Consider the following 21,621-nt stretch of genomic DNA (forward strand, 5'->3'; position numbering starts at 1 on the left):
TGAACTGAGAACGACACAGTCCTGGACGAGCGACCGTTTGTTGGCGGAATCAGGTGGGGATTTGGGTGGGAACTCGGACAATTGTTTTTCGGCTGTCACGCCACGCATCGCTCACACGCGACGGTGCGTGTCCCACCATGACTGACCCAGACTCCCCCCGACCGGACGAAACCCCCAAACAACTCTTCGCTCGCGTCTCCGAACAGCTGTCGCGCCGACAGATGATGGGCAACGCGGCCAAGGCCGGCGTCGGTGCGCTGGCGCTCGGTGGCCTCGGTGCCGGCACCGCGGCGGCCGGCGGCGACGGCGCGATGGGCGACGACGACGACACGACGAGCGACGACGGGACGGACGGCGAGAAGCCGATGGGCGACCCGTCGGTCGCCGACATCGTCAACTACGCGCTCTCGCTCGAACGGCTCGAGGCGACGTACTACAAGCAGGCGCTCGCCTCCAGCGGCGGAGCGTTCGACCAGCGCGACATCGAGTGTGGCGAGGTGTCGGCGGCGTTCGGCGTTCCGACGCTCCGCAACTCGACGTACCAGGAACTCGAGGACGTCCGCGACCACGAGCTATTCCACGTCGAGGCGCTGGAGGGCGTGCTGAAGAAGCTCGGCGCCGAGGACCGAGCCGCGACCAAGTTCCAGTTCCCCGACGGCGTCTACGACAGCCCCGAGAGCTTCGTGAGGTTCGCGGCGGTCGTCGAGGACCTCGGTGTCGCCGCCTACGCCGGTGCGGCCCCCGCGCTCGCGAAGGCCGAACTCGCGCTCGTCGACGGTGACACGAGCAAACTGCAGGTGACGCCCGCGGCGCTCGGTATCCACAGCATCGAGGCCCGCCACGCCAGCTTCCTCCGGACGCTGAACCGGCAGCGCCCGTGGGCGTTCGGCGAGGGCGTCGAACTCGCCGACCAGGCCATCGACGACCCGAAGACGATGGAGGCGGTTCTCGCGGTCGCCGGCGAGTACATCGTCGAGTAGCCCTCGGGTTCGTCGTTCGGCTCCCGACTCGTTCGGCTCCCGGCTCTTTTTCACCGCGCGAGCGGTCGTCGGCCGTTGCGTCGCTCCCGTCCGACGCGAGCGTCGGCCGCACGTCTGACGCGCCTTACCCGCCCGAAACTCGGCCGAGTTACCCCCCTGTTATAGAACTGTTAAGTTAGTTTCACAGAATGTCGTGTACAACGACTGATGACGGGGGACGACCGAAGTTCGGCTGGCGCGACGACGGGGCGACGTGGGTTTCTCAAGGCGACGGCTGCGCTCGGTGCCGGGGTCGCCGGGTTGGGCTCGACAGGGACGGCGGCGGCCGAGACGCGGGACTCGTACACGGTTCTCCACGGCACCGAACACGAGACCACGGTCCACTACTACGACTCGGGCGTCGAGGGGCCGACGACGATGGTCGTCGGCGGGGTACACGGCGACGAGCGCGCCGGCTACCGCGCCGCCGACGAGATCGCGAAGTGGGAGGTCGAAGCCGGCGAACTCGTCGTCCTCCCCCGGGCGAACGTCGCGGCCATCGCGGACGGCGCTCGTCCGTGGGGAGACGACGACCTCAACCGCCAGTTCCCGCCGAACGGTGCCGACTGTCGGAGCGAACTCGCCCACACCGTCTGGAAGGTCGTGCGCCACCACGACCCCGACTGGCTGTTCGACCTCCACAGCTCCCGGGGCATCTACGGCTCCGGCGACGGCGGCGTGGGGCAGGCGATGTTCCCGACCTGGACCGACCCCTCGCGTTCGACCGGCGAGAACGTCGTCCGCGACCTGAACGACCACTTCGACCTGAGCGGCGACATGCGCTACCGGATGGGCAACACCCTCGACGCCGACGAGCCGATGCTCGTCCACCGCGTCGCCGGCGTGCTCGACCGACCGGCGTTCATCTGCGAGACGACCGAGAAGGCGGACACCGTCGAGGAACAGGTCGACTGGCACCTGTACTCGGTCGAACACGCGATGCGCCAGTACGGCCAGCCCCGCCGGAACGAGAGCGACTGGTCGGTCGGCTCGGGCTCCGACGGGTCTGGCTCCGGCTCCGGCGCCACGACGACCCACGGGATGGCCGTGGTCGGCACGGGGAACGAGACGGAGTACGCCTTCACGGTCTCGGGGGGCATCACCCCCGGCGACAACGTCGAGAGCGACACCGGCGTCGAGAACGGTCGGGCCCACGGCTCCGTCGAGTGGCGTTCGGACAGCTTCGAGTACACCGGCGACATGGAGACGTTCACCGTCCTGAGCGGCGACACGAACGTCGACATCTGGATAGACGGCTCGAAGTACGCCGCGAGCGACTTCCCCGACGAGTCCTCGGGCTCCGGCGGCGAGGAGTCCGGGATGGCCGTGGTGGGCACGGGGGACGAGACGGAGTACGCCTTCACGGTCTCGGGCGGCATCGTCCCCGGCGACAACGTCGAGAGCGACACCGAGGTCGAGAACGGCCGCGCACACGGGTTCGTCGAGTGGCGTTCGGACAGCTTCCGCTTCACCGGCGAGATGGAGACGTTCACCGTCCTCGGCGGCGACGAGACCGTCGACATCTGGATAGAGGGGTCGAAGTACGCCGCGAGCGACTTCCCCGACGAGTCCTCGGGGTCGAGCGCGTCCGCGACCCCACTGCACGCCTCGACGGTCACCGTCGACCACACGTGGGACCGATACGGGCTCGACGCCGACCTCTCCGACCCCGTCGTGGTCGCGGACGCGGTCTCGTACGACAGCGGCCACCCCTGCCACGCCCGGCTCGACGACGTGGGCGGCTCCGGCTTCGACTGTCGGGTCGAGGAGTGGGACTACCTCAACGGGTGGCACCCCGCGGAGGCCGTCGGGAGCGTCGCGCTCGACGCCGGGAGCCACGACATCGGCGGGCTCCACGCGGCGGCCGGACGCCTCTCCGTCACCGACGGGTGGGGTTGGGTCGGCCTCGACGGGTTCTCGACCGCGCCCGTCGTCCTCACGACGGTCCAGACCGAGAACGACGGCCAGCCGGTCGTCGCCCGGACCCGCGGCCCGTGGGACAACGGGTTCGACGTGCGCCTGCAGGAGGAGGAGGGGCTCGGCGGCCACGGCGAGGAGACGGTCGGCTACCTCGCCGTCGAACCCGGCACCGGGAGCGTCGACGGCCGCGCCGTCGAGGCGGGCACCGCCCGCGCGAACCACGAGTGGACGCGCGTCGACTTCGAGACCGACTTCGCCGACCCGGTGTTCGTCGGCGGCGTCCAGTCCTACCACAGCGACGACCCCTGCGCGCTCCGGTACCGGAACCTCACGGGGTCGAGCGTCGAGGTGCTGGTCGAGGAGGAGCAGAGCGACAACAGCGAGACGTGGCACGCGACCGAGGACGTGGGCTACCTCGTCGTCGAGGGCGGGAACTGATTCGGTCACGAGCGCCGGGCGGAAGGGGCCCGCCCGACTCAGACCTGCGTCACGCCGTTCGACAGCGTCCCGACGTTCTCGATGTCGATGTCGACCGCGTCACCCTCCCGGAGCGTGAACTCCTCGGGGGGGACGACGGAGGTGCCCGTCAGCAGTACCGTCAGCTCCGGGAGGTCGTTGTGCCGGGTGAGGTAGGAGACGAGCTCCTCGGGCGAACGCGCGAGGTTCGAGGTGGAGGTCGACCCCTCGAACGCCGTCTCGCCGTCGCGCTCGATGGTCATCGACAGCTCGAGGTCGCGGGGGTCGCCGACGGTCTCGGGGGAGGCGACGCAGGGGCCGACCGAGCAACACCGGTCGTACACCTTCGCCTGCGGGAGGTAGAGCGGGTTCTGTCCCTCGATGTCGCGACTGCTCACGTCGTTGCCGACGGTGTAGCCGACGATTTCCCCCTCGTAGACGACGACGCCGAGTTCGGGCTCGGGCACGTCCCAGTCGGAGTCACCGCGGACGCCGACGGCCTCGCCGGGCCCCACCGTCCGGGAGGGGGTCGCCTTGAAGAATATCTCGGGGCGCTCGTTCGTGAACACGTCTTGGTAAATCTCCGGCCGGCCGCTCTCGGCCTCGCGGGCGTCGCTGCTCACCTCGTAGGTGACGCCGGCGGCCCACACCTCCTCGGCCACGACGGGGCGGTCGGGGTCGGAGACGGCGTCGTCGTCCAGCAGCGCCGCGTCGTCGAGCAGTCGGCCGGCGACCTCGTCGACGCCGACCTCGAGGGTCGCGGCCACCCGAGCGAGGTCGCGAAACGACTCGACGGAGCGCCGAGCGGTCGTCAGGTCGTACACCTTGCGTCCTTCGCGAGCGAGCAGTAACGGACCGGTCGCCGTCTCCGTTCGGTAGTAGCGCATACCCGGCGTTCGGCCGGCACGCACTAAGCTACGGTGGGGGACGCCACGAGACCCCGACAACAGCGGACGCGGTGGTGTCCGCCGGCGCGCTTCGGACCGGTCGCCGAGGCGGTCTCACGCGGACTCTGCCGCGACGAATCGGACATTTCACCGGGTCGAACCCGGGGTTACTGCGGACAAAGTGGTGTCGGGGGTGTGAGTGGTTTCGACACGCACGGCCACGAAACGGTTCACGACTGCGGTCAGCCGTCGAGAACCGATTTTCCGTCGTCCCGCGCCGGGCCCTGCCGGGAGGCGGGCGGCCGCCGGCGCATTGCGGTGGCCGAAAAGTCCCTATGTGGCGCGTCCGAACCACGCCCCGATGCCGGAGACATTCAAGAACTACATCGACGGCGAGTGGCGCGACTCCGAGACGGGCGACACCTTCGAGGTCTCGAACCCGGCCGACGACGCCGACGTCGTCGGCGAGTACCAGTTCTCCAGCGCCGCCGACGCGAACGGGGCGGTCGAGGCGGCCGCCGCGGCGCAGGACGAGTGGGCCGACACGGACGCCGGGACCCGCGGGACGTACCTCCGCGAGGTGGCGAAACACCTCGACGACCGTGAGGAGGAGCTCACCGAGTTGTTGGTCCGCGAGGAGGGGAAGACCCGAACCGAAGCGAACGGGGAGGTCAACCGGGCCATCGACATCTTCTACTACTACGCCGAGCGCGCGATGGACTACAACGGGGAGGTGCTGAACCCCACCGGGGGGAACCAGAACCTGTACTACGTGCGCGAGCCGATGGGCGTCGCCGGACTCGTCACGCCGTGGAACTACCCCATCGCCATCCCGGCGTGGAAGATGGCCCCCGCCCTCGCGACGGGGAACACCGTCGCCATCAAGCCCGCGAAGCGGACGCCGAACTCCGTCCGGGCCATCTTCGAGGCGTTCGACGAGGCCGGACTCCCGGACGGCGTCGTCAACATGGTCACCGGCTCCGGGAGCGAGGTCGGCAACGCAATCGTCGAGCACGAGCAGGTCGACTGCGTCTCCTTCACCGGGAGTCGGCAGGTCGGCGAGACCATCTACGAGCAGGCGACGGACGACCACAAGCGCATCCAGACCGAACTCGGCAGCAAGAACCCCTCGCTCGTCATGCCGAGCGCCGACGTCGCGGCGGCCGCAGAGACCGTCGGCGCCGGTGCCTTCGGCGTGACGGGTCAGGCCTGCACCGCCACCGAGCGCGTGCTCGTCCACGAGGAGGTGTACGACGAGTTCGTCGACCACCTCGTCGAGTACGCCGAGGGTCTCGAGGTCGGCCCCGGGCTCGACGACCCCGGGATGGGGCCGCACGTCTCCGAGGACCAACTGGAGACGACGCTCGACTACGTCGAACTCGGAGAGGAGGAGGGCGCCACGCTGGAGTACGGCGGCGAGCGCCTCGACGGCGACGAGTACGACGGCGGACACTTCGTCTCGCCGACGATCTTCACCGACGTCGAGTCGGACATGCGTATCATGCAGGAGGAGGTGTTCGGCCCGTTCGTCGGCGTCATGCCGGTCTCGGACCTCGACGAGGGAATCGAGCTCGCGAACGACGTGGAGTACGGCCTCTCGGCGGGCATCCTCTCGCAGGACCACACGGAGATCAACCGCTTCATCGACGAGGTCGACTTCGGAATCATCAAGCCCAACGCGAAGACCACCGGCCTCGACCTCCACGTCCCCTTCGGCGGGATGAACGCCTCCTCCTCGGAGACCTACCGCGAGCAGGGCGAGGAGGGGATGGACTACTTCACCATCATCAAGACCGTCTACGACAACTACTGAGGTCGGTCCGGTCGGTTCGGTCGACCTGACTCGGCTCCGCTTCGTTTCTCGTCTCCTGTCCCATCTCCGCTCTCGGGTTCGCTTCGAACTTCGCCATCCTTTCTGCTCCCGGTCCCTCCGGAACCGACCGTCCGCTCTCGGTCGGCCGACGCCCCCGCCGCCCGCTTCGGGGTATCGACTCCGCTCGACCGACCGCGGGTTCTCCCCTCGACCCACGAATTCGGTTGGACATCTGCTGTCGAGGCTTCGACTCGGAGCGGTTCGTGACTCGCCAATCGAATTAGGGACGAGAACGAGAGTCACCGACTGAGTCGACTATTCGTCGATGGTAGAAGTGTGTCGTCGCCCGCTGCCGGCGAGCGGCGTCCCGACCACGACTGTCACCGTCCGCTACTGTCCGAATCGTTCTGTGACGACGGCGCCGCCGCTCGGGGGTGTAGCGTTCGAAAGAATGGGAAGGGGTTGGTCGGGTCGTCGGTCGGCACCGCGGGGACCGTCGCCGAGTTATCGGCGTCGGGCCAGCAGCAGCGCGCTACCGGCGACCGCGAGCAGCGTCAGCACGAGGCCGAAGCCGGGCGACGTGGAGCTGGTGGTTCCGGACTCGCCACCGGACTCCGACTGCGTCTCGGTCTCGCCCTGGGCCGCGCCCTCGCTACCGTTGTCCGAGGAGGACGTGTCCTCCGAGGCGGTCGTCGTCTCCTCGTCGGAGGTTGTCGTCTCCTCCTCGTCGGAGGTCGTCGTCTCCTCGTCGGTCGTGGTCTCGTTGCCGGTCGTCTCGTTGCTCTCGGAGGCGTTGCCGCCGTCCTGCGAGCCGGCGCCGTCGCCGGAGAGACCGACCGCGAGCGTGGAGCCGGCCGGGGCCGTCGCGGTCATGGTGTACATGCCGTCACCCTCGCTGGTGACGTTCGCGTCGGCCTGCTCCCACGCGCCGTCCGTGTAGTACATCACCGAGACGTCGTCGGTCGAGGCACCGTCGAGGGCTTCCTCGGTCACGGTGAAGGTGACGTCAGCGGTCGTCACGTCGGCGTTCGACCCCTCCGCGCTGGTGGTGAGGTAGGCCCACGTCGGCATGTCCGGTGCGGACGTCCCGTTGGGCGCCTCGGCGGAGAGGCTGCTCGTCATCTGGAAGCTCAGGCTGTTTGAGGTGACGCCGACTCGGGCGTCCTGGAACTTCACGCCGTTCGTGCGCTCGCTCGGGAGTGCGAACGTCACCGTGCCGCCGTTGGGCGGGGGCACGATCTGCGCCGAGGACGAGGTGGCGGTCACCTGCTGTGCGCTCACGGCCTTCGCGTTGGGGCTGGAGCGCGTCGTCTGGCTGTCGCCGGAGCCGCCGGCCGGCGCGTCGTTGCCGTCGTCGCCGGTCTCCTCGTCGTCTTCGGTGGTCTCCTCGTCACCGCCGGTGTTCTCCTCGCCGCCCTCGTCCACAGGCTCACCACAGTTGGCACCCTGGTGGATCGTCACGTCGCTGTCCATGTCGAGCTCGACGGGCTCACCCTCGGGGGTGAGGAAGGTCCAGCTGTCGATGGTCGCGTTGATCTCGCTGCCGTAGTACGCGTCCTCGTTGAACGCGGGGGAGATCGTGACCGAGTTGAAGCCGTCGGCGTTCATGCCGCCGAGCGCACCGCCGTCGGTGCGCGTCTTGGCCCAGAGCCAGTCGGCCTGCGTCGACTCGAATCGGTCGTCGGGGGTGCTGCCGTACGCTTCGGCGTTGTCGTAGTAGTCGTCACGGACTTCCCACTCGAGCGCCGAGCCGTCGTAGCTCATGTCGAAGCTGACGGCGTTCTCGGCCGGGCTCTCGCCGAGCGCGTCGTGAACCATCACGAGGCTGGCGTCACCCTCGTGCTCGTACACGTACATGATGGAGCCCTGGGAGACCTGCTTGTCCTGGGTCCCGTACGAGCTGTAGTCGTTCGTCGAGACGGCGTACGCCGTGTTGTTCTCGTCGACCGGCGGCGTTCGGTACTCGTAGTGCTCGCTGACGTTCTCCTCGCTGTCGGCGAACGCCTGCACGTCCATACACTGCAGCTCGTCCGAACCGGCCGGGGTGTACTCGATGGAGTAGTCCCCGTTGCCCGCCTCCTGGGCGAGCCCGGTGCCGGCGAAGCCGGCGAACACGGACGTCACGAGGAGGGCCACCATCGCGATGGTCCCCACGCGGCGCGTACTCATGCTTCCTCCCGGACGGGCGCTCCCGTCCGAATCTGGGTCGATTCCTCCGTGCCGTACAGGGTGGCACGCGGTTCCACGGCGGTTGAGTTCGGGTTCATCGTTTCGACACTCCGATGTATTCCCCACTTCCGATGGTACCTGTATTGTTATACTCAGGCTTCCTAACTGGTATCGGCCCCCTACCGGTTCGCCAGCGTGTCTCCGCCGCGAACCGTGACCGGGGCGATTCGACCGATACTGTGGAATAATGACCTGTTTCTGTCGGTTGGGTGCCGTTACCACCCCCGTAGGAACGCCGGTAGACGTCGAACGCCGCCGCCGACGCTCCGAACCGGTGCTCCGACGTCGACCACCGACTCCGGCTCAGATCTCCGTGATGCGGCTGTAGTCGTCGTCGAGCGCTTGCGCGTCCTCTGGGAGGAGGGCGACGACGATGTTGGGTGCGTAGTCCTCGAAGTACTCCACGAGCGCCGCGATACGCGCCGAGTCGATGGCTTCCAGCGAGTCGAGCAGCATGAACGGCACCGTCTCGTACACCTCGTGGGCGAGGTAGCCGGCGAGGGCGAACACGAGTCCGGTCACCTCCCGTTCGGACTCGCTCAGATGTCGAATCGTGTCCTCGTACGCCGTCCCGTCGTCGCTGGTGCGGACGACGTGGAGGTCGAAGCGGGTGCGGTCGACGGTCCGGCGGCCCTCGCGGGCCTCCTCCTCGCGGCGTTCTATCCAGATTCGGTCGATGTTCCCGTAGCCGAGGATGGACAGGATGTCGTCCATGTGGTCGTTGAACCCGTCGATGGCCTCCCGTTCGAGGCGCTCGATGCGGGTGCGGAGCTCCTCGAGCTCCTCGGCGATTTCGCCGCGGCGTTCGCCCAACCGGTCGGCTTCGGCGTCGAGGGCTTCCAGCTCCTCGAGCTCCTCCTTTACCTCCGCCAGCTGGCCGGTGAGTCGACCGATATCGAACTGGAGGCTGTTGGCTTCGCGGTGACGTTCGAGGGTCTCGTCGTGGTCGTCGGCGTCCAGTTCGCCGACCTCGTCTTCGAGTTCGCCGATGGCGGTCTCGAGCTCCTCGACCTCGGCCTCGTGGCGCTCCAGTGCGGCCTCGCGCTCTTCGACCTCGGACTCGAGGGCGTCGACGCGCGATTCGAGATTCTCGCGACGCTCGCGCTGTTCTTTGAGCTCGCGGCGCTCGTCGGTCGCCGCCGAGAGCTGGTCGTCGATATCGGAACGGTCCCGTCGCTTCTCGCGCGCGAGCGCGCGAAGTCGATCGAGAAACGACTCGATGCGCGAGCGGTCGACCTCGGAGCCACAGGTCCAGCAGACGGTGTTCGACTCGCCGACCAGCTGGTCCGTCACTGTCCCGCCGTCGGAGGCGGGCTCGTCTTCGGCGAGCAGGTCGGCCAACTCGTCGTCGCCGGCGAGGGCGTCCTCGTTGAACTGGACGAGCGTCTGGAGCTTGTTCACCACGGCGTCACAGCGCCGGCGGCGCTCGCGGAGCTCCGAAATCTCGCGGTCGAGGGCGTCGATTCGGTCGTCGGGGGCGTCGGGGAGCGATTCGAGTTCCGTGCGTCGTCGGTTCAGCTCCGCGCGTGCGGTCTCGAGACTGTCACGTTCGGTCTCGACGTGCTCCTGGACGCGCTTGAGTGCGGACCGGCGTTCGTTGAGCGCGTCGAGAGACTCCTCGACGGCTTCGGCGCGCTCCTGGCTCCCGGCGGCGTCGGAGCGTTCGATGGCCGCCTCGACCTCCGCCAACTCGGCACGTTTCTCCTCGAGACGCGTCTCGACGTCGCTCCGGCGGCGTTCGAGCGCGGGAAGCCGGTCGCGCTCCGCCTCGATCTCCTCGAGACGCTCGTCGACCGAGCGTCGCTCGGCCCGGAGTAACTCTATCTCGGCGTTGATTTCGGAGGTGTCCACCGGACGCATGATGAGCTCGCGGAGGTTCTCCTCGCGAGCGACACCCCGCCGCGCCTCGTTCGACTCGAGCAGGAACGCGAACAGGTCGGCGAGCTCCGGGTCGTCGAGGTACGGGTCGCCGTCGAAGGCGACACCGTCCGGCGTCCGTCGGAGCCGACGGGTGTAGCGCTCCCCGTCCAGCCGGAGTTCGACGCTCCCCTCCTCCGCGTCACCTTTGAGCGAGGCGTTCTCGCTCCCGACTGCGGCCATGATGGACTGGAGAAACGAGGTCCGATTGGTGGCGTTCCGGCCGGCGAGCACCGTCACGCCGGGCGTGAGCGAGACGGTGGTGTCGTCGATTCCGCCGATTTTCCGGGCGGATATCTCGATTCCACCCGCCGACGGTCGGTCAGTCGACATCACCTTCCCTTGTGGACGGTCGGCGTATAAGTGTTGCAGTCGTCGGCCGTCTCAGTCCCGCTGACAGTCACATCCCCCTGCCTCGAAGAGGCTCCCGATCTCGTGGAACCGACCGCACTCCTCGCAGGCGACGCGCACGTCGACGTACACGTCGAACTCCTCGAGGTCGAGGGCGCCGTTGTCGCGGAGTCGCTCGAGGGTTCCGGCGGTCACCGTCTCGGTCCGGTTGCGGAGCGCGTACACCGTCGACGACCCGCGCTCGACGGTCGCCCCCTCGCCGGGGTCGTGACTCACGTCGAGACACTCGCGGAGGTGGGTGTGGATGGACTGGTGGGAGACGAAGTCACGCTCCACCCGCTCGACGTCGACGCCGTCGCGCTCGAGTCGCTTTCGGGCCTCGACCCGAGCGGCCTCGCTCGTCCCGTCGCCCGAGAGGAGGTCGTACAGGTTCTCGACCTCGCCGTGGAGCGTCTCGACGCCGGCGGCCCGAAGCGCGGCCTCGAGTACGCGTCTGTTGAGGTAGCGTTCGAGCTTCCGGAGGCTGTGCTTCTCCGTTCCCTCGCCCTGCCAGCGCGTCCGGAGCTCCCGGTCGACGTCGACGAGGTCGTATCGGTCGGCCACACGACCGACCTTGCAGTCGCAGGCGGCCCCGTTCGTGGCTCCGGCCGTCCCTGCGTGGTCTGCACCGTTCATCGTCTCCTTCCAAGGCGGTGTCTGTAATAAGTACTTCACCCGTATCCCGGCGAGTTTACAACAGTATCGGTGTAAATTCCACCACAGCCACGCGTACTCACGCCCTACCGGCCGGAAATAGGTCCCTGTGGTTGAATATACGCGCCATTGACCGATTTAAACAGCCGTCTAAACCCTCGGCCGACCGTTTCACTCCGGGGAAATTTCGTAGTTTCAGTGGGACGGACCCGTCTGACTATAACATCTTCCCGACTATATACCGGTCTGAAGCACGATGTTCGGACTTACCGGATTCCAGCGCGACCTGCTGTACGTAATCGCCGGCGCCGACCGCCCGTCGGGACAGACAATCAAGTCGGAGCTCGAAGGCGACCTCGGCGACGAGATCAACCACGGCCGACTCTACCCGAACCTCGACACGCTCGTCGACAGGGGGTTCGTCGAGAAGGGGACGATCGACCGGCGGACGAACTACTACGCCATCACCGACTCGGGCGAGGAACTCCTCCACGAGCGTCGCGAGTGGGAGGACGCCCGCCTCGACGGTGGGTTCTGACCGCCCGATTTCGTCCACCGACGCACGAGCGCCGCGACCTGCTTCTGTAGCCGATACTGGGTCCGCTGCTCTCGCGTACGTGGCGAGCCCGGTCCAAACTGTGTGGGGAGAACTACTACCACCGCTCCGGGTTAGGGTCGCCGTTCGACGACACCGACTCGGGACGTGAGCTCCGGTAACCTCCCGAGCGCCGCCCCACCCGACCACTGTTGCACGCGCTCGCGTGCGCCGGCGCGAGCGATGATGTCCCTCCGGCCGGAGGTGTTCCTTCCTCGACCTCCCCCGACCGGGAGTGTTCTCCTCGACCGGGCGTGTCTCACCGTCCCGACCGGCCGCGTCGTCGCGGGCGACGGACCCGCCACCGAAGGTCGACGCCGGGTCTGGGTCTCGCCGCGTCGGCGTAGACGGTCAGCCGGTAGCTCGACGCCGCCGTCGGCGGCGTCGCATGCGGTCTACGCCCGCCTCTCAGGCCGGCGACGGCGGTCGGGCTCGGGACGTCTCTGCGTCCTGTACAGCCCTCCCTACGGGGGGAGTACGCACCGCGTGCGGAAATCAGGCAGTCGATACCAACCGTTTCGCAACGGTTGAAACTCACGCGACGGATTTTTTCATTTTCTGCATCTGATAAGTGCGTTTATAGTCTCGGCAGACGCTCAGGTTAATTGGTGTGTCAGCTGTGCCAAGTAAGAGTACTACGTCGCGAGAGCGACAGAACGCAGAATCGGTGGTCGTCGTGAAGTTTGATACCCAGGCTCGTGGTGGGGCCGTCGACGGAGGGTCCGCGTAATGGCGGTCTCGCAGGTCGCGCAGGAGAGCGAGAGCCCGCTGCAGGCGGAACAGGAGTCGGAGCCGGAGGAGATGGAGCTCTCGAAGGACGAGATCTTCTACCTCCTGAAGAACCGCCGCCGTCGCGACATCGTGCGCTACCTGATGGACAACGACGGGACGGCGACGCTCTCGGAGCTCGCAGAGCACATCGCCGCGTGGGAGAACGACATCGAGGTGCAGGCGCTCAACTCGGGGCAGCGAAAGCGCGTGTACGTCGCGCTCTACCAGACCCACCTCCCGAAGCTCGCGGAGAACGGGATCATCGAGTACGAGCGCAACCGCGGTGACGTCGAACTGACCGAGAACGCGGAGCTCCTCAAGACGTACCTCGAGGACGACGAGTCGGAGCGCGACCCGTGGAGCAAGCGCTACGCGGCCCTGAGCGTGACCGGCGCGCTCTCGATCGGCCTGTTGACCGTCGGCGGCGTTTCGCTCGGCGTCAGCATGACGCAGTTCACGGTGCTGCTCACGGCGGCGTTCCTCGTGGCGTCCCTCGCACACACGTACGAGGCCCGCCTCGGTCTCGACCGGTAGAACTGGTCGAGCTTCGTTTCCTTCCCAACTTTCGAAACGTTCCACAGGATTCATAGGGGACGGACTCATACGCCGTAATAGGCTCCGCGCAATAGCCGTACCAGTTCGCGTGCCAGCAAACTGAGACCGCGATTGCGGGAGCCTAAACCCCCCTCCCACCGTGCTTCCTTCCGGAGTACCTTCGCCCGACGAGTGTCGACCGTCGCGTGTCGAGTGCGAGCCACCCGGACGACGGACGCTCTCCAACCGTCAGACGGTGTGGTGAGTTCGCTCTCGTCCGCACCTCACTCGTCTCGCGTCCCTTCTCTGCGACCCCACTCGTCTCGCATCCCTCCCCTGTGACCCCACTCGTCCCGCATTCCTCCTCTGTGACCCCATTCGTCCCGTCGCGCCCGCCGTCCGGTCTCGGCCCGGGTTCGAGGCCGTCGCTCGGCCCGGTACGCCCGCCGGACGAGGTTCGACCGGGGACAATCGGGTGGTAGGCCCTTCTTGCAGGCCGCAACCCGGTGCTAACTCTGCAACGGTCGGGGGGTAGGAGTCGGTGTCTCCCTCACAGGGGATGGATTACAATGCCGATAGGTCGTCTCTACGTCGATGTTCGAGCGGTACCGGACGACCTATGAACGACGAACGAACTTACCACGGAACGACGAACGGATCGCAGGTGCCCATCCGCGGTCGCGGTACGGACGGTGAGCGCTGATGTGCGGCATCATCGCGCGTATCGGTGACGGCGACGGCGTGGCCGAGCTGCTCGACGCGCTCGCCAACCTCGAATACCGCGGCTACGACTCAGCGGGCATCGCGGTGAAGGGGAGCGGCGCGTGCCGCCCGACCATCGCGAAGCGCGAGGGGGAGATTGCGAACCTCCGAGCCATCCTCGGCGACGGGGTCAGCGGCTCCATCGGCATCGGTCACACGCGCTGGTCGACCCACGGGGCGCCGTCGGACGCGAACGCCCACCCGCACGCGGACTGCACGGGTGAGGTCGCGGTCGTCCACAACGGCATCATCGAGAACTACGAGACCCTCCGCACGGAGCTCGAGTCTCGCGGGCACGCCTTCGAGAGCGAGACCGACACCGAGGTCGTCCCGCACCTCGTCGAGGAGTACCGCGAGGCCGGCTACGGCGCCGAAGCGTCCTTCCGACACGCCATCGCCGACCTCGAGGGGAGCTACGCCATCGCGATGATCGTCGAGGGCGAGGACGAGATTTACGCGACCCGCTCGGGGTCGCCCCTCGTGCTCGGCATCGACGCCGGGCGCTACTACCTCGCGAGCGACGTCCCCGCCTTCCTCGAGTTCACCGACGAGGTCGTCTACCTCGAGGACGGGCAGGTGGTCGTCGTCCGCGAGGACGGCTTCGAGGTCTCCGACGTCGACGGCAACGCGCTCCAGCCGACGGTCGAGACCGTCGAGTGGGACGCGGAGGACGCCGGCAAGGGCCGGTACAACCACTACATGCTGAAGGAGATCAACGAACAGCCCGAGGCGCTCCGCCAGACGCTCAACGGGCGCGTCGACCTCGAGAACGAGCGCGTCGAACTCGAGGAGTTCCCCGAGGGAGCCTTCGAGGGCGTCGACGAGGTCCACTTCGTCGCCTGTGGTACCTCTTACCACGCCGCGGTCTACGCGCGCCAGCTGTTCCACGACCGGGGCATCCCGGCGCAGGCGTTCTTCGCGAGCGAGTACGCGACCATCAACCCGCCGCTGGGCGAGAACACCCTCACCGTCGCGGTGACGCAGTCCGGCGAGACCGCCGACACCCTCTCCGCGCTCCGGCGCGCGGCGGGTAAGGGCGGGCGCACGCTCGCGGTGACGAACGTCGTCGGCTCGACGGCCGCCCGCGAGGCCGACGACGCGCTGTTCATCCGCGCCGGCCCGGAAATCGGCGTCGCAGCCACCAAGACGTTCTCCTCGCAGGTCGTCTCGCTCGCGATGCTGGCGGAGCGGATGGCCGAGGACCGCGGCGCCGAGCCTCGGGCCGACGCCGCCCGCTACCTGCAGGCGCTGTCGGACCTGCCGGACGCCATCGAGCAGGTGCTCGGTGACACCTCCGCCGAGCGCGTCGCGAGTGCGTACGCCGACAGTCTCAGTCACTTCTTCATCGGCCGCGGCACCGGTCACGCCGTGGCCCTCGAAGGCGCGCTGAAGTTCAAGGAGATCACCTACGAGCACGCCGAGGCGTTCGCCGCCGGCGAGCTGAAACACGGCCCGCTCGCGCTCGTCACGAGCGAGACGCCCGTGTTCGCCGTGCTATCGGGTGACTACGACGAGAAGACCTACGGCAACATGGAGGAGGTCAAGTCCCGCGGAGCGCCCGTCATCGCGCTCACCGACGCCCCCGAGTCGGTCAGCCGCGTCACCGACGACGTCATCACGATGCCGGAGACCCACGAGGACCTCAAGAGCCTCCTCGCCAACGTCCAGCTCCAGCTCCTGAGCTACCACGCCGCCTCCCTCCGGGGACGCGCCATCGACAAGCCGCGCAACCTCGCAAAGAGCGTCACCGTCGAGTAGGCACGTTCTCGGCACGGTCGTCCACACCACCTTTTCTCCCGTTTTCGCGTCGGCGAGCGCCGACTCCGGCCCCACCGGGACCGTCGTCTCGCCCTCGCTCCGCCCTCTCCGCCGACCGGCTTCGGTCGCGGGGCCTCTCGTAGCGATTCACACGGATGCGGTCGTCGACGACGACGTCGACCGTCGCTGCCGGCGGCCGTTGGGCCCACCTGCCGGCTCCCGGCGACCGCCCGACCGTGACCGCCCGCACCGGGAAGCGCCCCTCGGCTCCGGTCCGCCCGGTGTTCCCGGCCGAACCCCGGGCGACCGGCCGCCGGGGGAGCAGTCACCCGTCGCACGAGACGACTCCCGTCGCCCGGTGCGGGGCGACGCTCCGTCCCCGGCACGGGTTAGACACCCCGGGCGCACACTCGGCTCGTCGTCTCCGAAGGCACGAGGAGCCCCTCGACCACGGCTCGGTCGGCGGACGACCGGCGTCGACACGTCGGCCGCCGGCAGCCTCAGCCACTGACCGCCACCCCCCCGGCACTCACCCCTCTCACTGGCTCGGGTGGAGACGACAGCCACGGAGCGAGACCAGTCGCATCGTCGGCGGATGCGTTGTCAGCGACGCGCAGCTTCGGTCTGGTGGTGTGACGACGAAGACTGCCTGCACGTGTCGAATCAGCCCACACTCCCGGTGAGCTGTCGAACGCCTTCGAGCGAACACTGTGGAGGCACACCTGACGGGAGGAGAGACGAACACGCAGTCGGAACGAAGGGTGGCCGATAGTCGACGGGGTGAACGTGTCGACCCCTGGACGCGAACGGTCCTCGGCGAGTCGGGCGTCCACATCCGTCGACGGCTCGCGCCCGACTGCGCTCAGTCGCGCTCGTACACCAGCGTCACGACGACGACGATGGCGAGGAAGACCGCGAGACCGAGTCCGAGCAGCTGGTCGGTCGGCATCCCGTTCTCCGGCACCGACAGCGGGACGCCCTCCTGGTTCTCCTCGGTGGGCGGGTCTGCCGTCTCGACCGGCTCGCGCTCCGCCGTCGCCGGTGTCGTGGTCGTCCCGTCGGCGGTCCCCGTGGACGTCGTCGTGGTCGTTCCGGGGTCGGCCGCCGATGTCGCGGTCGTTCCGGGGTCGGTCGTCGTCGCGCCCGTCCCGGGAGCCACGTCGAGCGTCGTGCGCCGCGCGCCGACGCCGAGCTCGTGTGTTCCGGCGGATTCGAAGGTGTAGCTGAACGTCACGGTTCGCTCCTGTCCGCTGTCGACGTTGACGCGCTTCTCGTCGACGGTCTCGCCGTCGACCCAGAGGGGGAACGCGCGGGTGTGAGGCACGACGTCGGTGTTCGACACGGTGGCCTCGACCTCGACGGGGGTGCCGACCGTGGCGTTGGCCCGGTCGACGACGACGACGTCGCGGACGCCGAGTTCGCCGTCGCTGCTGACGCCGGCTCCGGACCCACCGCCGCCTCCACCGCCTCCACTGCCGCCACTACTGCTGCCGCCGCCACCGGTGCTACCACCGCTACTGCCGCCGCCACTACCGGAGGCGGACTGGACGGCGACCGACCGGTCTACGGAGTGGTTGTCGGTGGAGAGGACGACCACGTACTCGCCGGGACTGCGGTCTCCGACGCCGCTGTCGAGCGTGACGCGCTCGCGCTCGCCGGCGGGGAGCGTCAGCTCTCTACTGTCGACGACGTCGTCGCCGACGCGGAGCTCGACGGTCTGGGTTCCCTCGGCGTCGCCGGCGTTCTCGACCGTCGCCGCGACCGGCGCGTCGTCACCCGCCGTCACCTCCGTGGGGGCGTCGAGGTCGGAGAGCCGGAAGTCGGCTCGCGGTTCGGGCGCGGGCTCCTCGACGGTGAGGGTCGCGTCCGCGCTGTCGTTGTCGGTCCCGACCACGAGGTCGTGGTCACCGGGGTCGAGGTCGGTCGTGTCCAGGCCGAGCGTCACGGTCTCGGTCGCACCGGGGGCCAGCGTCACCTCGCGGCTGTCGACGACTTCGCCGTCGACGCGGAGTTCGACGGGCTGGGTGCCCTCGGACTCGCCGTCGTTCTCGACGGTCGCGCCGACGGTGACGGTGTCGCCCTGCGTCGCGGACGCCGGTGCGTCGAGCCCGGAGAGCCGGAAGTTCGCCGGGTCGGACTCGGGTGTCGCTATCGTCACCACCGTGCTCGTGATGTCGTCGTCGCTCGCGACCGCGAGCCCGTAGTCGCCGGGCGGCCGGCCGCTCGCGTCGAGTTCGAGCGTCACGGTCTCGCTCGTGCCGGGAGCCAACTCCACCTCTCGGCTGTCGATGATCGCACCGTTGATTCGGAGTTCGACGGTCTGGGTGTCCTCGCGCTCGCCGGTGTTCCCGACGGTCGCGGTGACGGCGGCGGTCTCCCCCTGCGTCACCGAGTCGGGGGCGTCGAGGCCCGAGACGGCGAAGAACGCCGGATCGAGCACCGGCGCGGGCTCCTCGACGGTGAGGGTCGTGCCCGCGCTGTCGTTGTCGGTCCCGACCACGAGGTCGTGGTCACCGGGGTCGAGGTCGGCCGTGGCGAGCTCGAATCCGACTGCCTCGCTCGCACCGGGGGCTAACTCCACCTCGCGACTGTCGACGACCTCGCCGTCGACGCGGAGTTCGACGGGCTGGGTGCCCTCGGACTCGCCGTCGTTCTCGACGGTCGCACCGACGGTGACGGTGTCGCCCTGCGTCGCGGACGCCGGTGCGTCGAGTCCGTCGAGCCGGAAGTCGGCGGGGGCGAGGTCGGATTCGGGCTCCTCGACCGTCAGTCGCGTGCTCGCGCTGTCGTTGTCGGTCGAGACGCGGACCTCGTGGTCGCCGGGGTCGAGGTCGGCGGTGTCGACTCCGAAGCTGACCGACTCGCTCGTGCCGGCGTCCAGGCCGACCTCGCGGCTGTCGACCACCTCGCCGTCGACGGCGAACTCGACGCTCTGAGCGCCCGCGCTCCCGCCGGCGTTCTCGACGGTCGCGGTGACGGTGGCGGTCTCCCCCTGCGTCACCGAGTCGGGGGCGTCGAGCCCGGAGAGCTCGAAGCTCGCGGGGTCGACCGGCTCGTCGGCGGCACACGGGCCGGGGGAGATGGTCACCGACTGGCTCAGGTCAAGCGTCCTGACGGTGGCACCGTCGCCGCTCAGCACGCGCCAGGTGGTGATGCGGTCGGACTCGTCCGTGTGGGGCCACGTCTCCCACCGGACGGACTGCTCGTTGAAGCCGGGCTGGATGGTGATCGCGTCGTACCCCTCGCCGACGCCGCGGACGGCGGCGCCGTCGTTGCGCCCCGGCGCCCACACCCACTCGATGTGGCTCCGGGAGCCGTCGTGCTCGAACACGTCGTCGCGACCTTCGTAGGTGTCGTCCTCGACCGCCCAGTCGGCACCGGCGGGGAGCCCGGCGAGGTCGAACGTGACCGTCCCGCCGCCGACGTCGTCCCCGCGCCGGTCGTGGAGCATGACGAGGCTCACGCCGTCGCTCCCGCGGTAGAAGTACAGGTTGCTCGTGGCGCTCGCCTGTTCGTCGCTCGTCCCGTACGAGCTGTAGTCGGGTTGGACGCGGTAGTCGTAGTACTCTTCGACCCGCTGGCTTCCGTCGCCGAGCGGGGTGACGGTCGTACACTGCTCCGCCTGCGTGACGGAGAACTCCTCGGCGGGCTGTGCGCTCGCGAGGTCGACGCCGGGCGTCAGCGCGACGAAGCCCGCGGGAACGAGCAACAGCCCGACGACGAAGAGTGTGAGATACCTGGTGGCACGGTCGGTCATAGTCGTAACTCGTCACTCCCTCGTTCGAGTAGTCGTATTGTTATGACACGGTTGCCGACCCGTAGGCGAACCATTGTATCTCCTCCCTCTCGAATCGGGGCGGTTCGACCGCCGTAGACGCCGGTTACCGGGGTCTCGACGGGTCGTCGGCGGTCAGTCCTGCGAGACGATGACCTGTCGCCCGTAGGTGAGCTCCACGTCGCCGTTCGTGTAGACGGTGGACGCCCGCGGGTTCGTCGGCGGAATCGCGCCGTAGACGGTGTACCACTTGCCGTCGTAGTTTATCATGTACCCCGCGTGCTTCGTGTGGGCGTACGGCCGGTCGACGAACAGGGCCGGTTCGTCCCAGGTGGCCGGTCGCTCCCCGTACTGGACCTGGTAGGGCCCCGACGGTCGCTCGAAGTACCGCTCCAGATACAGGCTGATGAACCAGTCGGCGTACACCGGGGTCTCGCCGGCGTAACGCGCGGTGTGGTCCATGGCGGCGACTTCGCCGTCGGTCGTCGAGATGCGGAACGCGCCGTTGGCGTCGTCCATCACCGGACCGTCGGCCGCCCCCGGGTAGTTCCACGCCATCAGGGCGGAGAACGGGGCGACGACGACGACGACGACGAGAACCGCGCGGAGGGCGTACCACTGCCCCGGTCGGTGGCCGCGTGCGACGGTCGAGACCAGCGCGACCAGCCCCGGTGCCGCCAGCATCACCAGGGGGACGTACATGAAGCTGAACCACCGGTACGGGAGGAGCGCGCTGATACCGATGAGCGGGAGGATGAACACGAAGAAGTTGATGACGACGACGACCCCACCGAACGCCATCGCGAGCCGAATCCCGTCTTCGGACGACCGGCGGACCCAGGAGACGACGCCGACGATGGCCAGACAGAAGAGGATGCCCAGCCCGAGGACGTGCAGGACGGAGAGGGAGTCGGAGCCCGTTATCACGTAGTCGGCCGACTGTGGCAGGACCGAGGCCGCCCGTTCGCCCTGCTCGAACGCCGACATCACGTTCCCCAGGACCACGGAGAAGAACGACTCCGAGGTGCCGCTGCTGCCGGGGTCTTTCGTCACCAGACTCTGCGCCATCCCGGCGAAGCCGAGGATGGCGATGAGACGGATGCGCCGGAGCTCGAGGCTCCCCTCCCAGAGGCTCCGGAAGACGAGGTACGAGGTGACCGTGACGGCCGTGATGAAGAGGCTGAGCTGGTGTGTCAGCACCAGCCCGGTCAACCCGATGACGAACGCCATCTGGTAGCTCCCCTCGTCGGAGTCGAGGTACCGAACCGTCGAGTACAGGATAACCGCGAACAGCACGAGGCCGACCGACGTCGTCACCGTGTGCGCGGCTAGGGCGATCGGCCGGTCGCTGGCGACGAACAGGAGGCTGCCGATGACGCCCATCTCGGGGCTCCAGGCGCGCCCGAGCAGGTCGTAGACGACCAACGCCGGGACGAGGAGGACGACGGCCGAGACGCCGATGAACGCGGCGTCGCGCGCCGAGATGCCGAGCGCGGAGGTCAACCCTGCCGTCCAGACGTGGTACAACGGGGCGTACCAGTACTTGGTCTCGGCGGCGGCGAGCGGCGCGAGCGTTCCGGTCGAGGCGATTTCGGCGGCCCACCGGTTGTGCAGCAGCGCGTCGATGCCGAGCTGGCTCGCGCTCGCGTAGTAGATTGTCCCGCGGTGGAACAGGCCGGTCAGGAGCACCAGCCCGAGCTGCTTCCGCGTGGAGCCGAGCGTCAGCACCGAGAGGCCGGCGAGCACGTAGAGGCCGACGGTGAGGAGATGGACGGGGAAGGTCCGGACGTATCCGGAGAGGACGAAGGCGCCGACCGTCGCGGTGAGAGTCAACATGTAGACGCTCCCGAACAGCTCCGGCGAGAGGATGGCACTGCGCGGGAGGGTCGCGGTCCGGTTCCCGACGGCCACCGCGAGCACTGCGCCGACGACGAGCAACGCCGGGAGGGTGAGAGTGTACGGGTTCGGAACGCGGGTCGCGATCACCGTCCCGACCGCGCCGACCACGAACACGAGCGCCGCGAGGTTTCGCGGCGTCTCGACGAACTTCCGTACCTGGTAGCTCATTGGTACACTCCTCCCTCGTGGGGTGCTTTGTTACGCGTCGCCTGCCCGTCGGCGGACCGTACAGCGGCGGACTC

At 68.5% G+C, this 21,621-nt stretch carries 12 protein-coding genes; 6 read left to right on the forward strand and 6 right to left on the reverse strand.

Going from position 1 to position 21,621, the window contains the following annotated elements; genetic code table 11:
• Window positions 1–137 precede the first annotated feature (137 nt).
• Together N5095_RS17835 and N5095_RS17840 are read left to right on the forward strand one after the other, a co-directional pair.
• Entirely contained in the window at window positions 138–980 is an 843-nt protein-coding gene (locus N5095_RS17835; RefSeq protein ID WP_267624518.1) for a ferritin-like domain-containing protein, read from the forward strand.
• A gap of 207 nt (window positions 981–1,187) precedes the next feature.
• Window positions 1,188–3,377 carry a M14 family metallopeptidase gene (locus N5095_RS17840; RefSeq protein ID WP_267624519.1) on the forward strand — a complete coding sequence of 730 codons (2,190 nt, stop codon included), beginning with the start codon at window positions 1,188–1,190 and terminating at the stop codon, window positions 3,375–3,377.
• 38 nt (window positions 3,378–3,415) lie between these two features.
• On the opposite strand, the gene N5095_RS17845 is transcribed toward N5095_RS17840, so the two are convergent.
• Window positions 3,416–4,282 carry a fumarylacetoacetate hydrolase family protein gene (locus N5095_RS17845; protein ID WP_267624520.1) on the reverse strand — a complete coding sequence of 289 codons (867 nt, stop codon included), beginning with the start codon at window positions 4,280–4,282 and terminating at the stop codon, window positions 3,416–3,418.
• Between the two features lie 361 nt (window positions 4,283–4,643).
• Between N5095_RS17845 and xacF the strand changes: the two genes are divergently transcribed.
• Window positions 4,644–6,095, forward strand: coding sequence for a 2,5-dioxovalerate dehydrogenase (gene xacF, locus N5095_RS17850; protein WP_267624521.1), 1,452 nt, complete (start codon window positions 4,644–4,646; stop codon window positions 6,093–6,095).
• Window positions 6,096–6,599: 504 nt separating this feature from the next.
• Here xacF and N5095_RS17855 read toward each other — a convergent pair.
• The 3 genes from N5095_RS17855 to rdfA all read right to left on the reverse strand — a co-directional run bounded on the left by N5095_RS17855 (window position 6,600) and on the right by rdfA (window position 11,267).
• On the reverse strand, window positions 6,600–8,264 hold the full coding sequence (locus N5095_RS17855) for a PGF-CTERM sorting domain-containing protein (RefSeq protein ID WP_267624522.1): 1,665 nt from the start codon (window positions 8,262–8,264) through the stop codon (window positions 6,600–6,602).
• Window positions 8,265–8,627: 363 nt separating this feature from the next.
• Window positions 8,628–10,574, reverse strand: coding sequence for an archaea-specific SMC-related protein (locus tag N5095_RS17860; protein WP_267624523.1), 1,947 nt, complete (start codon window positions 10,572–10,574; stop codon window positions 8,628–8,630).
• A gap of 51 nt (window positions 10,575–10,625) precedes the next feature.
• A complete protein-coding gene (gene rdfA / locus N5095_RS17865) occupies window positions 10,626–11,267 on the reverse strand; it encodes a rod-determining factor RdfA (RefSeq protein WP_267624524.1) in 642 nt (213 codons plus the stop codon).
• A gap of 274 nt (window positions 11,268–11,541) precedes the next feature.
• On the opposite strand from rdfA, the gene N5095_RS17870 reads away from it, so the two are divergent.
• The 3 genes from N5095_RS17870 to glmS all read left to right on the forward strand — a co-directional run bounded on the left by N5095_RS17870 (window position 11,542) and on the right by glmS (window position 15,705).
• The gene (locus N5095_RS17870; protein WP_267624525.1) at window positions 11,542–11,823 is read left to right on the forward strand and encodes a PadR family transcriptional regulator; all 282 of its coding nucleotides are present in this window, start codon (window positions 11,542–11,544) and stop codon (window positions 11,821–11,823) included.
• Window positions 11,824–12,609: 786 nt separating this feature from the next.
• Window positions 12,610–13,185 (forward strand): DUF7344 domain-containing protein, encoded by a 576-nt coding sequence (locus N5095_RS17875; protein WP_267624526.1) that lies wholly within the window; start codon window positions 12,610–12,612, stop codon window positions 13,183–13,185.
• Between the two features lie 702 nt (window positions 13,186–13,887).
• Window positions 13,888–15,705, forward strand: coding sequence for a glutamine--fructose-6-phosphate transaminase (isomerizing) (gene glmS / locus N5095_RS17880; protein ID WP_267624527.1), 1,818 nt, complete (start codon window positions 13,888–13,890; stop codon window positions 15,703–15,705).
• An 862-nt stretch (window positions 15,706–16,567) separates the two neighbouring features.
• On the opposite strand, the gene N5095_RS17885 is transcribed toward glmS, so the two are convergent.
• Together N5095_RS17885 and N5095_RS17890 are read right to left on the reverse strand one after the other, a co-directional pair.
• Window positions 16,568–19,462 carry a CARDB domain-containing protein gene (locus N5095_RS17885; RefSeq protein ID WP_267624528.1) on the reverse strand — a complete coding sequence of 965 codons (2,895 nt, stop codon included), beginning with the start codon at window positions 19,460–19,462 and terminating at the stop codon, window positions 16,568–16,570.
• A gap of 153 nt (window positions 19,463–19,615) precedes the next feature.
• Entirely contained in the window at window positions 19,616–21,547 is a 1,932-nt protein-coding gene (locus tag N5095_RS17890; RefSeq protein WP_267624529.1) for a hypothetical protein, read from the reverse strand.
• Window positions 21,548–21,621: the final 74 nt, after the last annotated feature.

It is taken from the genome of Halobium salinum, assembly GCF_026586625.1.
GTDB classification, from domain to species: domain Archaea; phylum Halobacteriota; class Halobacteria; order Halobacteriales; family Haloferacaceae; genus Halobium; species Halobium salinum.

What these genes read in the sequence shown, in the direction of transcription:
- N5095_RS17835 (WP_267624518.1), top strand. Translation starts at nt 138, where the DNA reads ATGACTGACCCAGACTCCCCCCGACCGGACGAAACCCCCAAACAACTC.
- N5095_RS17840 (WP_267624519.1), top strand. Translation starts at nt 1,188, where the DNA reads ATGACGGGGGACGACCGAAGTTCGGCTGGCGCGACGACGGGGCGACGT.
- N5095_RS17845 (WP_267624520.1), bottom strand. Translation starts at nt 4,282, where the DNA reads ATGCGCTACTACCGAACGGAGACGGCGACCGGTCCGTTACTGCTCGCT.
- xacF (WP_267624521.1), top strand. Translation starts at nt 4,644, where the DNA reads ATGCCGGAGACATTCAAGAACTACATCGACGGCGAGTGGCGCGACTCC.
- N5095_RS17855 (WP_267624522.1), bottom strand. Translation starts at nt 8,264, where the DNA reads ATGAGTACGCGCCGCGTGGGGACCATCGCGATGGTGGCCCTCCTCGTG.
- N5095_RS17860 (WP_267624523.1), bottom strand. Translation starts at nt 10,574, where the DNA reads ATGTCGACTGACCGACCGTCGGCGGGTGGAATCGAGATATCCGCCCGG.
- rdfA (WP_267624524.1), bottom strand. Translation starts at nt 11,267, where the DNA reads ATGAACGGTGCAGACCACGCAGGGACGGCCGGAGCCACGAACGGGGCC.
- N5095_RS17870 (WP_267624525.1), top strand. Translation starts at nt 11,542, where the DNA reads ATGTTCGGACTTACCGGATTCCAGCGCGACCTGCTGTACGTAATCGCC.
- N5095_RS17875 (WP_267624526.1), top strand. Translation starts at nt 12,610, where the DNA reads ATGGCGGTCTCGCAGGTCGCGCAGGAGAGCGAGAGCCCGCTGCAGGCG.
- glmS (WP_267624527.1), top strand. Translation starts at nt 13,888, where the DNA reads ATGTGCGGCATCATCGCGCGTATCGGTGACGGCGACGGCGTGGCCGAG.
- N5095_RS17885 (WP_267624528.1), bottom strand. Translation starts at nt 19,462, where the DNA reads ATGACCGACCGTGCCACCAGGTATCTCACACTCTTCGTCGTCGGGCTG.
- N5095_RS17890 (WP_267624529.1), bottom strand. Translation starts at nt 21,547, where the DNA reads ATGAGCTACCAGGTACGGAAGTTCGTCGAGACGCCGCGAAACCTCGCG.